Genomic DNA, 15444 nt, shown 5'->3' with positions numbered 1-15444 from the left:
CCGTTCAACCGATTATCGGCGCGCCTGCACCAGGGTGTCGGCGAATTGGTCAACGGCCCAGTCCAGCTCATCGGCCGTCACCACCAGAGGTGGGGCGAACCGCAGGGTCGATCCGTGGGTGTCTTTGACCAGCACGCCGCGTTCGGCCAGCGCGAGACCGATCTGCTTACCGGTACCCAGGTCTGGGTCGATGTCCACTCCGGCCCACAGGCCCATGCCGCGCACGGCAGTCACGCCGCGCCCGATCAACCCGGTCAGTCGGGCGTGCAGGTGTTCTCCGAGTTGGGTTGATCGCAGCTGGAATTCGCCTCGACGCAGCATCTCCACCACGGTGGTGCCGATGGCCGCGGCCAACGGGTTGCCGCCGAAGGTGGAGCCGTGCTCACCGGGGTGCAGCACTCCCAGGATCTCGCGGTCGGCCACCACCGCGGACAGTGGCACCACTCCGCCGCCCAGGGCTTTGCCGAGCAGATACATGTCGGGAACCACGGCCCAGTGCTCACAGGCGAAGGTCTTGCCGGTGCGGGCCAGGCCGGACTGGATCTCGTCGGCGATCATCAGGACGTTGTTGCGCGAACAGATGTCGCGGACCCTCGGCAGGTAGTCGTCGGGCGGAACGATGATGCCTGCCTCGCCCTGGATGGGCTCGATCAGGACCGCGGCCGTGTTCGCATCGATCGCCTCGGTCAGCGCCCGATGGTCCCCGAAGGGCACCGAGCGGAAGCCGGGCGTGTAGGGGCCGAAGCCGCGGCGCGCAGCGTCGTCGTCGGAGAAACTGATGATGGTCGTGGTGCGACCGTGGAAGTTGTTATGCGCCACCACGATATTGGATTCTCCGGCGGGCACACCTTTGACGTCGGTGGCCCACTTGCGGGCCACCTTGATACCGCTCTCCACGGCCTCGGCACCGCTGTTCATCGGCAGCACCATGTCTTTGCCGCACAACTCGGCCAGGGCCTCGGCGAACGGACCGAGCTGGTCGGAGTGGAAGGCGCGGCTCACCAGGGTCAGCCGGTCCAGCTGGGCGTGTGCGGCGGCGGTGATCTCGGGATTGCGGTGGCCGAAGTTGACCGCCGAATAGGCGGCCAGGCAATCGAGGTAGCGCCGGCCGGTCACATCGGTGATCCAGGCCCCTTCGGCGCTTTCGGCGACCACCGGCAGCGGTGAGTAGTTGTGGGCGACATGGCGGTGGTCGAGCGCGATCGCGGCTGCGATCGCAGGGTCCGGGGTGGTCTGGTTGTCCACGCTGTCCACCATGGTCATGGATACCGCTCCAGGGTGCAGCATTTGACGGATCCGCCGCCTTTGAGGAGTTCGGACAGGTCGACGCCGATCGGCTCGAAGCCGGCCCGGCGCAGTTGGTCGGCGAATCCCGTGGCGGCGGAAGGCATCACGACGTGCCGGCCGTCGGACACCACATTGAGGCCCAGCACGTAGGCGTCGGCCGAGCCGACTTCGATGGCGTCGCCGAACAGTTCGGTAATCCGTCGGCGGGCGTCGTCACTGAAGGCCGGGGGATAGTAGGCGATCGTCGAGTCGTCGAGCACCGCCAGCGCGGTATCGAGGTGGTAGAAGCGCGGGTCGATGAGTTCCAGGCCGGTCACGTCCAGGCCGGTGGCGGCCGCGATCTCGGCGTGGGCACGCCGGTCGGTGCGAAAACCGTATCCGGCCAGCAGGTTTGACCCGACGAGCAGCAGGTCGCCCTGGCCTTCGTTGACGTGGTGGGTGAACACGGTCCGGTAGCCGGCGGCGGTCATCCACTCGGCGTAGGCGTCGGCCTCGCCGGCGCGTTGTGGATAGGCGAAGCGCGCCACCACGGCGGTGTCTCCGACCAGGAAGCCGCCGTTGGCGGCGTAGACCATGTCGGGCAGACCTCTGCGCGGTGTCACCGAGTCGACGGTGTGGCCCAGGTCGGCGTACACCCGGCGCAGCGTGTCCCACTGGTCCAGCGCGAGTGCGGTGTCCACGGGGGTTGCGGTGTCCATCCACGGGTTGATGGCGTATTCGACGGTGAAGTGTTCCGGGGCCGTCATGGCGTAGTGGCGGATCGTCATGGTCCGCGCGGGGGACACCGCGGTACCGGATGCGGGCACAGCGTCAGGCATGACTTCATCGAAAATCGTCATCTTTCGACGATATGAAGGGTTGATGGCGCAATCAATCTCTACCTGTTGCGTCTTGGGCAGGGATATATTGCATTTGCCCGGTGATGGCGGCGGTTTGTTGCGTGGAGGTCGATGTGGAGCGTCTGGACGACACCGACGAGCAGATCCTGGCCGTGCTCACCGAGCACGCCAGGGCAACGTTCGCCGAGATCGGCCAGCGGGTGAACCTGTCGGCGCCCGCGGTCAAGCGCCGGGTGGACCGTATGGTCGCCGACGGGGTGATCCGGGGTTTCACCACGGTGATCGACCGCAATGTCCTGGGCTGGCGCACCGAGGCGTACGTGCAGGTGTTCTGCCAGGGCACCATCGCCCCGGACCAGCTGCGCGCGGCCTGGATCGATATTCCCGAAGTGGTCAGTGCGGCAACGGTCACCGGTACCGCCGACGCCATCCTGCACGTGCTGGCACGCGACATGCGCCACCTTGAGGAGGCCCTGGAACGTATCCGCTCAACGGCGCGCATCGAGCGCAGCGAAAGCATCGTGGTGCTCACGAATGTCATCGAACGGGGCCGGTCCTGAGGTGAGCCGGTGGCCTGCGCAAACATAGGGTGCCCTACAACACTCAACCGCGATCGTGTAAAAACCCCACGTGACTACTTCAACGGGATCAGCTGCGGGCATTGTCATCGTCGGTGGCGGCTTGGCCGCGGCCCGGACGGCCGAACAGCTCCGTCGATCGGAGTACACCGGGCCCATCACGATCGTCAGCGACGAGAACCATCTGCCCTACGATCGGCCCCCGCTGTCCAAGGAAGTGCTGCGCGCCGAGACTGACGACGTCACGCTCAAGCCGGCCGAGTTCTACGCCGAGAATGACATCACGCTGCGGCTCGGCTCGGCCGCGCAGTCGGTCGATACTGCCGCCAAAACGCTGAAACTGGCCGACGGCAGCGACGTGGCCTACGACGAGCTCATCATCGCTACCGGGCTGGTGCCCAGGCGCATCCGGTCCTTCGGCGATCTGGCCGGAATCCACGTGTTGCGGTCCTACGCCGAGAGCATGGCCCTGCGCGAGCACGCCGAGCGGGCTCAGCGGGCAGTGGTGGTCGGTGCCGGCTTCATCGGCTGCGAGGTGGCCGCGAGCCTGCGCAAGCTGGGCGTCGAGGTGACGCTCGTGGAGCCGCAGCCGACGCCGCTGGCCTCGGTGCTGGGTGAGCAGATCGGTGCCCTGGTGACCCGCCTGCATCAGGCCGAGGGCGTCGACGTGCGCTGCGGTATCGGCGTGAGCGAGGTGCGGGGCGCGGACAAGGTCGAGCAGGTCGTCCTGGGCGACGGCACCGTACTCGACGCCGATCTGGTGGTGGTCGGTATCGGTTCGCAGCCGGCGGTCGAGTGGCTCGAGGGCAGCGGGATCGCGCTCGACAACGGTGTGGTGTGCGACGAGGTGGGCCGAGCCAGCGCCGCGGGTGTGTGGGCCATCGGCGATGTCGCGTCGTGGCGTGATCACGTGGGTGACCAAGCGCGCGTCGAGCATTGGAGCAACGTCGCCGATCAGGCGCGGGCCATGGTGCCGGCGATCCTGGGCCAGGAGGCCTCGCCCGTGGTGTCGGTGCCGTACTTCTGGAGCGATCAGTACGACGTCAAGATCCAGTGCCTCGGTGAGCCCGAGGCCGACGATGTGGTGCACGTCGTCGAGGACGACGGCCGCAAGTTCCTGGCTTTCTACGAGCGCGACGGTGTCGTGGTCGGTGTGGTCGGCGGCGGTATGCCCGGCAAGGTGATGAAGGCCCGCGGCAAGATCGCCGCAGGCGCCCCCATCTCCGACGTCCTGGGCTGACTTTCCCCGCGATTTGGGTGCGTTCATCGGCGGTGAGCGCCGGTGAACGCACCCAAATCGCTCTAGAACTGGCCGAGGTAGAACCGGCCACCCTGGTCGTCGGTGCACTCGGCCATCAATCCGTAGGGCTGTCGTGACGGCTGCTGCAGCACGGTGCCGCCGGCCCCAATGACGCGGGCGACCGCGGCGTCGATATCGGCGACCGTCCACATCGGTACGGCTACGGCACGTGCGCCGCCGCCGGCCATCCCCGACATCGGCTGACTGCCCTGCACGCCCCACCCGTCGGCGACTCGGCCGGGTTCGAAGGTCCAGAAGAACAGCCGGCTGTAGAACGCCTTGAACGCCGCCGCGTCAGGTGCCTCGTAGGTGAGGTACGAAAGTTCGCCTGGCCCTGCGCCGTTCAGGTCCGGTCGCGGCGTGCCCGGAGCGGGCAGGAACACCGCGAACGGTGTGCCGGCCGGATCGGTGGCGTCCAGCACGGTGCCGAAGTCGAATTCCCGGGTCTGGCCGGGTTGGCCACCACCGGCCAGGATCGCCTGGCGGGCCCCGTCCAGATCGGTCACCGCATAGCAGCAGAACAGGTTGCCGGGGCCTGCGACGCCGAAGATGCCGATGGGCTGTCGCGTGTTGGTGACCTGGCCGGTGACGGCGTCGTAGGTCCAACCCAGCACGTGGCCGTAGAAGGCTGCGGCACGTTCGGCATCGGGGGCCCAGACCGAGACGTACCCGACGTCGCCGTGCTGGATGGGCACGCCGGCCCCGGTGACCGGCCCGGACAGCATCCAGCGGTGGCCGGACGGGTCGATGATCGCCGCGTTGCGGGTGCCGTAGTTCTCGTACGGTTCCCGCTGCACCTGCGCACCCAGCATGCGAGCCCGCTCCAGGGCGGTGTCGGTGTCGGGTACTTCCAGCATCAAGCTCACCGAATTCGCCTGTGGTGTGGGTCCTTTAAGGCCGATCTCGGGATACTCGTCGGCCAGGTAGAACACGCCGCCGGCCAGTGCGAGCTCGGCATGGCCGATGCGGCCGTCGTCCATGACGATCGGCTCACCGACCTGAACTGCACCGAGCGCATCGATGTACCAGGCGATCGCGGCCCGGGCATCGGGAACGGTCAAGTAGGCCACGACGGCAGATCGTGGGGCCACCGGCGCAGCGGTCGGCTGGTTCAGTTCGGCGATGGCAGTTTCGGTTCCACTCATGTCGACTCCTTCGGTGTGGTCGGGAAGGGTGAGGGCCGATTCCAGCCGCGCGCGCAGCCGGGCCGCGAACGCCGGGTCGGGGGATACCGGGTGGTCGTCGCCGCTCAGCACGGTCAACGGATCGTGGCTGTTGATCACGACGTCCCTCCTTCCGGTGTCGGGTACTGCGCTCTGAAGGCGCGGCGGGCCCGGACCAGCAGGGCCTCGGTGGCGTGCACTGTGCGGCCGATCAACTCCGCGCACTCGGGCACCGAGCGGTCGTCGAGGTAGCGCAGGGCGAGCACGGTGCGGTGCTGTTCGGGTAGCCGAGCCAAAACCGATTCGGCGACAATGCGATCCAGCTCGGCATCCCAGTCATCGGCCGGGTCGACGGGTTCGGGTAGTTCGGCCACCGGCACGGTGAACCGGTCGTGGCGGCGGCGGTAGTGGTCGGCGAGCTTGTGCCTGGCCACCCCGATCAACCAGGCCACCGAGATCGGTGGCGGCGACGGTCTGCGGGCCGCGTCCATGGCGGCCAGGAACGTCTCCGACGTCAGGTCCTCGGCGGTTCCGCGGTCGCCGCACCGGCGTACGAAGTAGCCGTACACCGCCGGCAGGGCCTCGTCGTAGCACCTCAGCAGCGCCCGCGGAGCGTCTGTTTCGGCGCTCACACCCTTATCGTCGCCGCCGGGCACCGAACTCCGACGGTCTTGGGTGAAGTTTTTTCGCGGGAAATTCGGTGGCGCCGGTCAGTCGGGGTGCGTCATGGTGGTTGGTGTGGTGGATGTCGAGGTATTCAAGCGGGACGGGTTCGTCAAGGTCGAACAGGCCGCTCCGGCCGAAATCGCCGATGCGGCCCGGGATCTGCTCTGGACGCAGATCGGGCTGTCTCCGGATGCGCCGGCGTCGTGGACCAGTCCGGCGGTGTGGGCGGCTGACCTGACCGGTACCGGCCCGTTTCGGCAACTGGTGGGCAATGTCGCGCTCACCGATGCCCTCGACGCGATCTGCGGACACGGAGGTTGGCTGCGGCCTGGCGCCCTGGGCAACATCCCGGTCCGGTTTCCGGTCGATCCGCCTGCGGAGGACCGGGGCTGGCACATCGACGCCAACACCCCGCTGCCGGGCGGTGAGTGGACCGTCAGCGGACGTCCGCACACCGTCCTGGTGTTGACCCTGCTGTCGGAGGTGGGACCTCTCGATGCGCCGACGCGGATCCGGGTGGGTTCCCATCGTGAGGTTGCCCGGGTGCTGGGGCCCGATCCCGTCGCGTTCCTGGAAGCCGGTGCCGTGGTGGACGAGGCCAGCCGAACATGTCCGGTGGCCCACGCGACCGGCCGGCCCGGCGATATGTACGTGCTGCATCCGTTCACGGCGCACGCCGCCGACGTGCATCGCGGCAGCACACCGCGTTTCATGTCGCAGACGCCGATCATGCTCACCGAGAGGCTCGGTCCGCAGGGACCGGCCGCGCTTGCCTCCGTGTGGGACGGGATACCGCCGGATCAGGTGTCGGCGGGCAGGGCTTCCAGGCCGGGCCGCGCCAGCTCGAAGGCTTCGGCAATGGCGCCGGCCAGTGCGACCGACTCATCGGCTAGCCAGTGCTCATAGGCCGACAGCGCGACGCCCAGCATGAGCCAGCCCACGGTCTGCGGCATCAGGTCGCCGGGGGTCGCGCCGATGCGTTGTGCCACGTAGGTCGCGATGACCTCACGCCAGCCGGCGTACATCGTCATCGAATACGCCTGCAGCCCCGCGGTTTCCAGGATGACGCGCATGCGCCGGCGGTGTTGGGCCATCTCCTGGGCGTCGTAGGTGTTGAACGACAGCAGCGCTTCGCGCAGTGCTTCGGCCAGCGGGATCTCGGTGCTCAGCGCGGCGAGTAGGTCGCGCAGGTGCTGCAGGTGCGCGTCGAAGTCTCCCCAGGGGATGGCGTTCTTGGAGGAGTAGTAGCGGAACAGCGTGCGTCGCGCGATGCCGGAGGCTTTGGCCACGTCGTCGACACTGACCTCGTCGAAGCCGTGGGCGGCGAACAGTTCCAGTGCGACGTCGGTGATGTGGTCCTGCGTGGTGGACGGACGCCGACCGACACGGGGCCCGGACGCCTGCTGCATAGAACCCGCCCTTCCATTTGTGCACTCGATGCCATATTATTGCGACTCAGGTCACAATTGTCGAGACCCACAGTTACCGGAAAGGTGCGATTCATGGATCAAAACCCGCAGGCAGAAACCGAAACCCAGCTCGTCACCGAGACGCTCGTCGAAGAGGTCTCGATCGACGGTATGTGCGGGGTTTACTGACCGTGTCCACACAGGTCGCCGATACGGCTGCGCAAACCGGCGTGGTCTTCGACCCGGACTCCAGCTGGCGGTTACACCACCAGGTGGCGGTGCGGCCGGAGCCGTTCGGCGCCCTGCTGTATCACTTCGGAACCCGCAAGCTGTCGTTTCTGAAGAACCGGACGGTCGTCGAGGTGGTCAACGCTCTGGCGGATCACCCCGACGCCCGGTCCGCATGTCGCGCGGTCGGCATCGCCGACGCCGACCAAGGCCCCTACCTCCACGCGCTGAGCGTGCTGGTGTCCTCGAAGATGCTCATCCCCGGGAATCCACAATGACTTCTGTTGCGCCCGCGCGCACGCCTGTTCCAAGGCTCGTCGAGCAGTTCGAACACGGACTCGACGCCCCGATCTGCCTGACCTGGGAGCTCACCTACGCCTGCAACCTGGCTTGCGTGCACTGCCTGTCCTCTTCGGGTAAGCGCGATCCGCGCGAACTGTCCACCCAGCAGTGCAAGGACATCATCGACGAGCTGGAACGCATGCAGGTGTTCTATGTGAACATCGGTGGTGGCGAACCGACTGTGCGCCCGGACTTCTGGGAACTGGTCGACTACGCGACCGAGCATCACGTCGGGGTCAAGTTCTCCACCAACGGGGTGCGCATCACGCCCGAGGTGGCCGCGAAACTCGCTGCCAGCGACTACGTCGACGTGCAGATCTCCCTGGACGGCGCCAATGCCGAGGTCAACGACGCGGTGCGTGGCAAGGGCTCATTCGACATGGCCGTGCGCGCGCTGGAAAACCTTGCCGCCGCAGGCTTTTCCGATGCCAAGATCTCGGTGGTGGTGACCCGCCACAACGTCGACCAGCTCGACGAGTTCAAGGCGCTGGCCGACCGCTACGGTGCCACGCTGCGGATCACCCGGCTGCGCCCGTCGGGCCGGGGCGCCGACGTCTGGGACGAGCTGCACCCCACCCCGGACCAGCAGCGCCAGCTGTACAACTGGTTGGTCGCCCGCGGTGAGCGGGTGCTGACCGGTGACTCGTTCTTCCACCTGTCGGGCCTGGGCGAGCCCGGCGCGCTGGCCGGGCTGAACCTGTGTGGTGCCGGCCGAGTGGTGTGCCTGATCGATCCGGTGGGCGACGTCTATGCCTGCCCGTTCGCCATCCACGACAAGTTCCTCGCCGGAAACATCCTGGAAGACACCGGCTTTGGCGCCGGATTCCAGAACGTCTGGCAGAACTCCCCGTTGTTCCGCGAGCTGCGCGAGCCTCAGTCGGCCGGCGCCTGCAGTGGCTGCGGGCACTACGACGCCTGCCGCGGCGGCTGCATGGCGGCCAAGTTCTTCACCGGTCTGCCGATGGACGGGCCGGACCCCGAGTGTGTCGAAGGCTGGGGTGAGCCGGCCCTGGCGGCCGAGCGCATCAAACCCAAGCCCAGCGGGGATCACTCCCGCGGCACCAAGCAGGGCCCGGTGGCACTGAAGTTGCTGACCATGCCGCCCGCCCGAATCTGTAACGAAAGTCCGGTGTAAATCCATGGCTCGTGATACCTGGTTCGAGACCGTCGCCATCGCCCAGCAACGGGCGAAGAAGCGGCTCCCCAAGTCTGCCTACTCATCGCTGATCTCCGCCAGCGAAAAGGGCGTGACGGTCACCGACAATGTCGAGTCGTTCGCCGAGCTCGGTTTCGCACCGCACGTGGTGGGTGCCACCGAGAAGCGTGAGATGGCGACAACCGTGATGGGCCAAGACATTTCGATGCCGGTCATCATTTCGCCGACCGGAGTGCAGGCCGTCGACCCCGACGGTGAGGTGGCCGTGGCCCGGGCGGCGGCGGCACGGGGCACCGCCATGGGGCTGTCCTCGTTCGCCAGCAAGCCGATGGAAGAAGTCACCGCCGTCAACGACAAGATCTTCTTCCAGATCTACTGGCTCGGGTCCCGCGACGAGATCGCCGAGCGGGTGCAGCGGGCCAAGGACGCCGGCGCCGTCGGGCTCATCGCCACGACCGACTGGAGCTTCTCCCACGGCCGCGACTGGGGTAGCCCGAAGATCCCGGAGCGTATGGATCTCAAGCAGATCATCAAGATGTCCCCGGAGGTGCTCACCAAACCGCGCTGGCTGTGGAGCTTCGGTAAGCACCTGCGTCCGCCGGACCTGCGGGTGCCGAACCAGGGCCGGGCCGGCGAGCCCGGGCCGACCTTCTTCGAGGCCTACGGGCAGTGGATGGGCACGCCGCCCCCGACCTGGGAGGACATCGCCTGGCTGCGTGAGCAGTGGGGCGACGCGCCGTTCCTGCTCAAGGGCATGGTGCGTGTCGACGACGCCAAACGTGCCGTGGATGCGGGTGTTTCGGCGATCACGGTGTCCAACCACGGCGGCAACAACCTAGACGGCACCCCGGCGTCGATCCGCTGCCTGCCCGCCATCGCCGATGCGGTGGGCGATCAGGTCGAGGTTTTGCTGGACGGCGGGATCCGCCGGGGCAGCGATGTCGTCAAGGCCGTGGCGCTGGGCGCCCGGGCCGTCATGATCGGACGCGCCTATCTGTGGGGCCTCGCCGCCAACGGCCAGGCGGGTGTCGAGAATGTGTTGGACATCCTCAGCGGTGGCATCGACTCCGCGTTGCGCGGGTTGGGCAAGTCCTCGATCCACGACCTGACACCCGACGACATCCTGGTCCCGGAAGGCTTCACCCGAGTGCTCGGTGTGCCGCGAACCGGCGCCTGACGGCTTACCGTCACCCTAAGGTGCAGCGTGACAGGGGTGGCGGGAGGGACGTACGTGATGCCTACGGGCGGTGCCGGCAAGGCTATGGCAAATCAATTGCTGCCTGTGCACCAACAATTGGCGCACAGTAGGTGAATTCGGCCTACCATCGGCACGTGGCTTTTCCCAGCGGGCTCGGGAACTCAACGTCGAAGCAGCTACACAGCCTGTCGCCAATGTTGATGGTCCCCGTGGGCTCTACCGAGCAACATGGCCCGCACCTGCCCCTGGATACCGACACACGTATCGCCGCCGCCGTTGCGCACGCCCTGCTCGATCACGTCGACGGTGACTGGGTGGTCGCGCCGCCGGTCTGCTATGGCGCCAGCGGCGAGCACGAGGGGTTTCCCGGCACGGTGTCGATCGGCACCCCGGCGCTGCGATCGTTGCTGCTGGAGTACGGACGTTCTGCATCGAGCTGGGCGTCGCGACTGGTCTTCGTCAATGGCCACGGGGGGAATATCGAGGCGCTGGTCGCTGCGGTGTCCCTGTTGCGCGAGGAGGGCCGCGACGCCGGTTGGGTTCCGTGCACGGCCGCGGGCGCCGATGCACACGCGGGGCATACCGAAACATCTGTATTGCTACATATTTCGCCCGGCGACGTCGCCGCCGGATATCTGACTCCGGGAAACACCGCCCCACTGGCCGAGCTCATGCCGGCGATGCGCAGTGGCGGGATCGCGGCGGTCAGCGAAGTCGGCGTACTGGGTGACCCGACTACCGCCACGGCCGCCGAGGGGGAGCGTATCTTTGCTGAGATGGTCAACGGCTCTGCCGGTCGGATACGGCGGTGGGAGCCGGGCCGGAACGGATTGCTGACATGACCGGACCGAGGCTGCCCGACGGTTTTGCCGTGCAGGTGGATCGCCGTGTCAAGGTGCTCGGGGCCGGTGCGGCCCTACTCGGCGGGTCGCCGACCCGGTTGCTGCGGCTCGCGCCGACGGCGCAGACCATGCTCAGCGGCGGCCGCCTGGAAGTGCACGACGCGCAGAGCGCGCAGCTGGCCCGCACTTTGCTCGACGCCACGGTGGCTCATCCCCGTCCGCCCAGCGGGCCGTCGCACCGAGACGTGACGGTCATTATTCCGGTGCGCGACAACGTGTCCGGTCTGCACCGGCTGATCGCGGCGTTGCGGGGTCTGCGGGTGATCGTGGTCGACGACGGCTCGGCGGTTCCGGTGGCGCAATCAGAGTTCGCCGGGATGCACTGCGATGTGCAGGTGCTCCGGCACGTCCGGAGCAAGGGGCCGGCGGCCGCCCGTAACACCGGTCTGGCGGCGACGCAGAGCGATTTCGTGGGGTTCCTCGACTCCGACGTGGTGCCGCGGCGCGGGTGGCTGGAGGCGTTGCTCGGACACTTCTGTGATCCGGCCGTGGCGTTGGTGGCGCCCCGCATCGTCGGCCTGCACACCGCCGACAATGTGGTGGCCCGGTACGAGGCGGTGCGTTCGTCGTTGGATCTCGGACTGCGGGAGGCGCCGGTGGTGCCGTACGGTCCGGTGTCCTATGTACCGAGTGCGGCCATCATCTGCCGGCGCTCGGCGCTGGCCGCGGTGGGCGGGTTCGACGAGACAATGCAGTCCGGCGAGGATGTCGACCTGTGTTGGCGACTGGTGGAGACCGGCGCCCGACTCCGGTACGAGCCGATAGCTCTGGTTGCTCATGACCATCGGACAGATCTGCGAGAGTGGTTCAACCGCAAGGCTTTCTACGGCACGTCGGCGGCACCGTTGAGCGTTCGGCATCCGGGTAAGACCGCGCCTGTGGTGATCTCGGGGTGGACGTTGATGGTGTGGCTACTCCTGGCCATGGGGTCGGGTTTCGGGTACCTCGGCTCGCTTGTGATCGCGATCTTCACCGGCCGGCGCATCGCACGGTCCCTCAGCACGGTCGATCCCGAACCCACCGAGGTCGCGGCGGTGGCCGCGCGCGGGCTGTGGTCGGCGGCGCTGCAGCTGTGTTCGGCGATCTGTCGGCACTACTGGCCGGTCGCCCTGGTCGCCGCCCTGATGTTCCGGCGGGCCCGGCATGCGGTGCTGGTGGCCGCGGTGCTCGACGGCGTGGTCGACTGGGCTACCCGGCGCGGTAATGCCGACGACGACACCAAACCCGTCGGCCTGCTGACTCACATCCTGCTCAAGCGTCTCGATGATCTCGCCTACGGAGTCGGCCTGTGGACCGGTGTGGTGCGGGAGCGTCAACTGGGCGCGCTCAAGCCGCAGTTGCGGAGCTAGCCGGAATTGGAGCGCGACGTCCTGATCGTCGGTGCCGGAAGTGCTGGATCAGTTCTGGCTGAACGGCTTTCCGCCGATCCCAGCTGCCGGGTGACGATCGTGGAGGCCGGCCCGGCGCCCAGTGACCCGCGGGTGGCGGCACAGATCACCGATGCCCTGCGGCTGCCGATCGGGGCGGCCAGTTCGGTGGTCCGTCACTATGCGTCGGTGTTGACCGACAACCCGCCCCGGCACACCGAGATCATCCGCGGGTCGGTGGTGGGTGGCTCCGGGGCGGTCAATGGCGGTTACTTCTGCCGGGGGTTGCCCACGGACTTCGACACCTGGGCGGTGCCGGGCTGGAGTTGGCAGGACGTGCTGCCGCACTTCCGCGCCATCGAGACCGACCTGGATTTCGACACCGCCCTGCACGGGGGCGGTGGCCCGATAACTGTCCGTCGGGTACGTGAATTCGACGGGTGCACAGCATCATTCGTGGATGCAGCGGCGAGTGCCGGATTCGGCTGGATCGACGACCTGAACGGCTCGGATACCGGTGCGATGCTGCCTGCGGGGGTGGGGGCGGTTCCGCTGAACATCAACGGCGGCAACAGGGTTGGGCCAGGAGGTGCCTACCTGCAGCCAGCCCTGGGCCGGCCGAATCTGGGGCTGCTGACCGACACCCGGGTTGACCGCGTGCTGTTCCGCGCGAATCGAGCTGTCGGAGTTCAGTGCGGTGACGGCTCCGTTCTGCATGCCGATCGAATTGTCCTGTGTGCCGGTGCAATCGGATCGGCATACCTGTTGCTATTGTCCGGAATCGGGCCGTCGGCCGAGCTGGAGGCGCTCGGCATCGAGGTGATCTCCGGGGTTCCGGTGGGTATGAACACGGTGGACCATCCGGAATGGGTGCTACCCGTTTCCTGGACGCCGACCCGCGACCTGCCGCCGCTGGAGGCCGTGCTCAGCACCGCCGATGGCATCGAGGTGCGTCCGTACACCGCCGGCTTCGCGGCCATGGTGCACGGGCACGGCCATGACCCTGCCGAACTTCCGCACCTCGGGGTGGCGCTGATGCGGCCGCAGTCGCGGGGCCGGGTCCGGTTGGCGTCGGCCGACCCGAAGGTGGCGCCGGTGATCGAGCACCGCTACGACACGGTGGCCGAAGATGTCGAGACGCTGCGTCGGGGAACTGAGCTTGCTCGCGAATTGGTCAGTCACACAGCTGAAGTCGGTGATGCGTCATGGTCGACATCGCAGCATCTGGCCGGCACTGCTCCGATGGGGACAGGACCTGAGGCGGTACTCGATCCGACTTGCCGGGTGCTGGGGGTCGAGGGGCTGTGGGTGGTGGACGGGTCGATCATGCCGGCCATCACCAGCCGCGGCCCCCACGCGACCATTGCCATGATCGGTCATCGGGCTGCGGAGTTTCTCTCGACCTGAACCGGCGCACCACAGCGATCTGCCGGCCGTCACGGCCGGGCGCCCACACGGCGACGAAGACCGCGGCCACTCCCAGTACTGCCGCCATCACCAACAGGGCCGAGTTGGTCGCCTCCAGGAACGCCTGCTGGGCCAACCGGGCGAATGCCGCGCCTTGTGGACCCAGGTGCTCGGACACCGTGAGTGCCTCGGCCAACGAGTTCGTCACCGGGCCGTGCAGAGTGTCGGGAATGCTGTCCAACGCGGGGGCGAGGTGGTCCTGGTACTGCGCGGCCAGGATCGAACCGGATACCGCGATGCCAAGGGCGGCACCGATTTCGCGGGCGGTGTCGTTGACGGCAGACGCCACGCCCTGCTTCTCGTCGGGAACCGCGCCCATGATGGCCGATGTCGCCGGGGCGGTGGACAATCCGATTCCGGTGCTCATGATCAGGAGCGGCCAGGTGAAGTCCAGGTAGGACGAGTCGAGTTCGAGCAGGCGCATGCACATCAGGCCGGTCGCTATCAGCAGCAGGCCGCCGAAGACGGCCATCCGCAACCCGATCCGGGGTAGATACAGATGGGTGGTGGCGCCGAGGATGAGTACGGGAAGGGCCAAGGGGCACAGCGCAAATGCAGTCTGGATCGGGCTGTAGCCCATCACCAGCTGGATGAACTGCATGCTGACGAAGAAGAATCCGAAATTGGCGAAGAACAGGAACGTCACCCCGATCGATCCGGTGGCGAAGTCGGGCCTGCGGAGCAGTCGGACGTCGAGCAGCGGGTGACGGTGCCGCAGTTGGGTGATGGTGAACAGGGCGGCCAGGGCGATCCCGGCGATCATGCAGCCCCAGACCATCGGGTGCGTCCAGCCGCGGACCGGTGCCTCCACCACGCCGAGGACGAACACGGCCACCGCACCTCCGATGAGGATCGCGCCGATCCAGTCCAGCGGCGCGGCGTCGGGGTCCCGCGATGACGCGACAGTGCAGGTGAGGATGAACATGGCGACGGCCATGATGGTGAATGTCAGGAAGATGGACTGCCAGGGCCAGAAGTGAAGGAGCCCGCCGGTGACCAGGAATCCGGCGATGGCACCCGATCCGACGACGGCAGCCCAGATACCAATTGCCTTGTTGCGTTCCGATTTCGGGAATGCGGCGGTGAGCATCGACAGGGTGGCGGGCATGATGAATGCCGCTCCGGCTCCGGCAATGGCGCGTGCCACGATCAGTTGAACCGGATCGTCCCAGATCAGCGGTGCCGCCGATGCCAGGGTGAAGACGGTGAGCCCGATCAGCAGCGCGCCGCGCCTGCCGTAGCGATCTCCGATGGCGCCGGCCGGGAGTAGCAGGCATGCCAATGCCAGGGTGTACCCGTCGATCACCCAGGTGAGTTGGGCCTGGGTGGCGGAGGTCTGGGTGGCGATGTCGGGCAGCGCGGCGTTGAGGGCCACCATCGATGAGACGACGATCGATACATCGAGGCACGCGACGACGAGTAGCCAGTAACGCTGGCGGATCGACAACTCGGCCATGCCTGGGTCGATATCCTGGCCAGGCTCGACGAGGGTGTCGGTCATGCTGGGCACTCCTTGGTCGACGAACTTTCGAGACTAGCAGT

The 15444-nt window shown here is 67.4% G+C and carries 15 protein-coding genes and 1 pseudogene; 10 read left to right on the top strand and 6 right to left on the bottom strand.

The window, feature by feature from the left end; genetic code table 11:
• Window positions 1-12 precede the first annotated feature (12 nt).
• Complete coding sequence (gene rocD / locus JOF57_RS19485; protein WP_234938183.1) at window positions 13-1263, bottom strand: ornithine--oxo-acid transaminase; 1251 nt, start codon at window positions 1261-1263, stop codon at window positions 13-15.
• Entirely contained in the window at window positions 1260-2105 is an 846-nt protein-coding gene (ddaH, locus tag JOF57_RS19480; protein ID WP_234938693.1) for a dimethylargininase, read from the bottom strand. The genes rocD and ddaH overlap by 4 nt, the downstream gene beginning before the upstream one ends.
• Before the next feature lie 134 nt (window positions 2106-2239).
• Here ddaH and JOF57_RS19475 point away from each other — a divergent pair, with 134 nt between their 5' ends.
• Together JOF57_RS19475 and JOF57_RS19470 are read left to right on the top strand one after the other, a co-directional pair.
• Window positions 2240-2686, top strand: a complete 447-nt coding sequence (locus tag JOF57_RS19475) for an Rv2324 family transcriptional regulator (protein ID WP_209923507.1) — start codon at window positions 2240-2242, stop codon at window positions 2684-2686.
• Between the two features lie 70 nt (window positions 2687-2756).
• Window positions 2757-3944 carry an NAD(P)/FAD-dependent oxidoreductase gene (locus JOF57_RS19470; protein ID WP_209919134.1) on the top strand — a complete coding sequence of 396 codons (1188 nt, stop codon included), beginning with the start codon at window positions 2757-2759 and terminating at the stop codon, window positions 3942-3944.
• A 62-nt stretch (window positions 3945-4006) separates the two neighbouring features.
• Here JOF57_RS19470 and JOF57_RS19465 read toward each other — a convergent pair whose 3' ends face one another.
• A complete protein-coding gene (locus JOF57_RS19465; RefSeq protein ID WP_209919132.1) occupies window positions 4007-5287 on the bottom strand; it encodes a VOC family protein in 1281 nt (426 codons plus the stop codon).
• Window positions 5284-5799 carry an RNA polymerase sigma factor gene (locus JOF57_RS19460; protein WP_209919130.1) on the bottom strand — a complete coding sequence of 172 codons (516 nt, stop codon included), beginning with the start codon at window positions 5797-5799 and terminating at the stop codon, window positions 5284-5286. The genes JOF57_RS19465 and JOF57_RS19460 overlap by 4 nt, the downstream gene beginning before the upstream one ends.
• 94 nt (window positions 5800-5893) lie before the next feature.
• On the opposite strand from JOF57_RS19460, the pseudogene JOF57_RS19455 reads away from it, so the two are divergent.
• Window positions 5894-6619: pseudogene (locus tag JOF57_RS19455) on the top strand (mitomycin antibiotics/polyketide fumonisin biosynthesis protein); the annotation flags it as partial.
• 14 nt (window positions 6620-6633) lie between these two features.
• Here the strand turns inward: JOF57_RS19455 and mftR are convergent.
• Entirely contained in the window at window positions 6634-7242 is a 609-nt protein-coding gene (mftR, locus tag JOF57_RS19450; protein WP_209919128.1) for a mycofactocin system transcriptional regulator MftR, read from the bottom strand.
• Window positions 7243-7335: 93 nt separating this feature from the next.
• Between mftR and mftA the strand changes: the two genes are divergently transcribed.
• The 7 genes from mftA to mftG all read left to right on the top strand — a co-directional run bounded on the left by mftA (window position 7336) and on the right by mftG (window position 13842).
• The gene (mftA, locus tag JOF57_RS19445) at window positions 7336-7431 is read left to right on the top strand and encodes a mycofactocin precursor MftA (protein WP_003881928.1); all 96 of its coding nucleotides are present in this window, start codon (window positions 7336-7338) and stop codon (window positions 7429-7431) included.
• A gap of 2 nt (window positions 7432-7433) precedes the next feature.
• Window positions 7434-7748, top strand: a complete 315-nt coding sequence (mftB, locus tag JOF57_RS19440; RefSeq protein WP_163664222.1) for a mycofactocin biosynthesis chaperone MftB — start codon at window positions 7434-7436, stop codon at window positions 7746-7748.
• Entirely contained in the window at window positions 7745-8947 is a 1203-nt protein-coding gene (gene mftC, locus JOF57_RS19435) for a mycofactocin radical SAM maturase (RefSeq protein WP_209919126.1), read from the top strand. The genes mftB and mftC overlap by 4 nt, the downstream gene beginning before the upstream one ends.
• A gap of 4 nt (window positions 8948-8951) precedes the next feature.
• Entirely contained in the window at window positions 8952-10145 is a 1194-nt protein-coding gene (gene mftD, locus JOF57_RS19430; RefSeq protein ID WP_209919124.1) for a pre-mycofactocin synthase MftD, read from the top strand.
• 131 nt (window positions 10146-10276) lie between these two features.
• On the top strand, window positions 10277-11008 hold the full coding sequence (gene mftE / locus JOF57_RS19425; protein ID WP_209919122.1) for a mycofactocin biosynthesis peptidyl-dipeptidase MftE: 732 nt from the start codon (window positions 10277-10279) through the stop codon (window positions 11006-11008).
• Window positions 11005-12417 carry a mycofactocin biosynthesis glycosyltransferase MftF gene (mftF, locus tag JOF57_RS19420; RefSeq protein WP_209919120.1) on the top strand — a complete coding sequence of 471 codons (1413 nt, stop codon included), beginning with the start codon at window positions 11005-11007 and terminating at the stop codon, window positions 12415-12417. Before mftE ends, mftF begins: the two co-directional genes overlap by 4 nt.
• A gap of 6 nt (window positions 12418-12423) precedes the next feature.
• Window positions 12424-13842, top strand: coding sequence for a mycofactocin dehydrogenase MftG (gene mftG / locus JOF57_RS19415; protein WP_209919118.1), 1419 nt, complete (start codon window positions 12424-12426; stop codon window positions 13840-13842).
• Here the strand turns inward: mftG and JOF57_RS19410 are convergent.
• Window positions 13772-15403: an MFS transporter gene (locus JOF57_RS19410; RefSeq protein WP_209919116.1), complete on the bottom strand. Its 1632-nt coding sequence runs from the start codon at window positions 15401-15403 to the stop codon at window positions 13772-13774. The two genes, mftG and JOF57_RS19410, sit on opposite strands and share 71 nt — an antisense overlap.
• Window positions 15404-15444: the final 41 nt, after the last annotated feature.

It is taken from the genome of Mycolicibacterium lutetiense (genome assembly GCF_017876775.1).
Taxonomy (GTDB): domain Bacteria; phylum Actinomycetota; class Actinomycetes; order Mycobacteriales; family Mycobacteriaceae; genus Mycobacterium; species Mycobacterium lutetiense.
The sequence above is the reverse complement of the archived record's forward strand: the minus strand, read 5'-3'. Positions and strand labels throughout refer to the sequence as shown.

Excerpts from the sequence above, each read along its gene's own strand:
- rocD (WP_234938183.1), bottom strand. The coding sequence starts at position 1,263 with ATGACCATGGTGGACAGCGTGGACAACCAGACCACCCCGGACCCTGCG.
- ddaH (WP_234938693.1), bottom strand. The coding sequence starts at position 2,105 with ATGCCTGACGCTGTGCCCGCATCCGGTACCGCGGTGTCCCCCGCGCGG.
- mftR (WP_209919128.1), bottom strand. The coding sequence starts at position 7,242 with ATGCAGCAGGCGTCCGGGCCCCGTGTCGGTCGGCGTCCGTCCACCACG.
- mftA (WP_003881928.1), top strand. The coding sequence starts at position 7,336 with ATGGATCAAAACCCGCAGGCAGAAACCGAAACCCAGCTCGTCACCGAG.
- mftC (WP_209919126.1), top strand. The coding sequence starts at position 7,745 with ATGACTTCTGTTGCGCCCGCGCGCACGCCTGTTCCAAGGCTCGTCGAG.
- mftD (WP_209919124.1), top strand. The coding sequence starts at position 8,952 with ATGGCTCGTGATACCTGGTTCGAGACCGTCGCCATCGCCCAGCAACGG.
- mftF (WP_209919120.1), top strand. The coding sequence starts at position 11,005 with ATGACCGGACCGAGGCTGCCCGACGGTTTTGCCGTGCAGGTGGATCGC.
- JOF57_RS19410 (WP_209919116.1), bottom strand. The coding sequence starts at position 15,403 with ATGACCGACACCCTCGTCGAGCCTGGCCAGGATATCGACCCAGGCATG.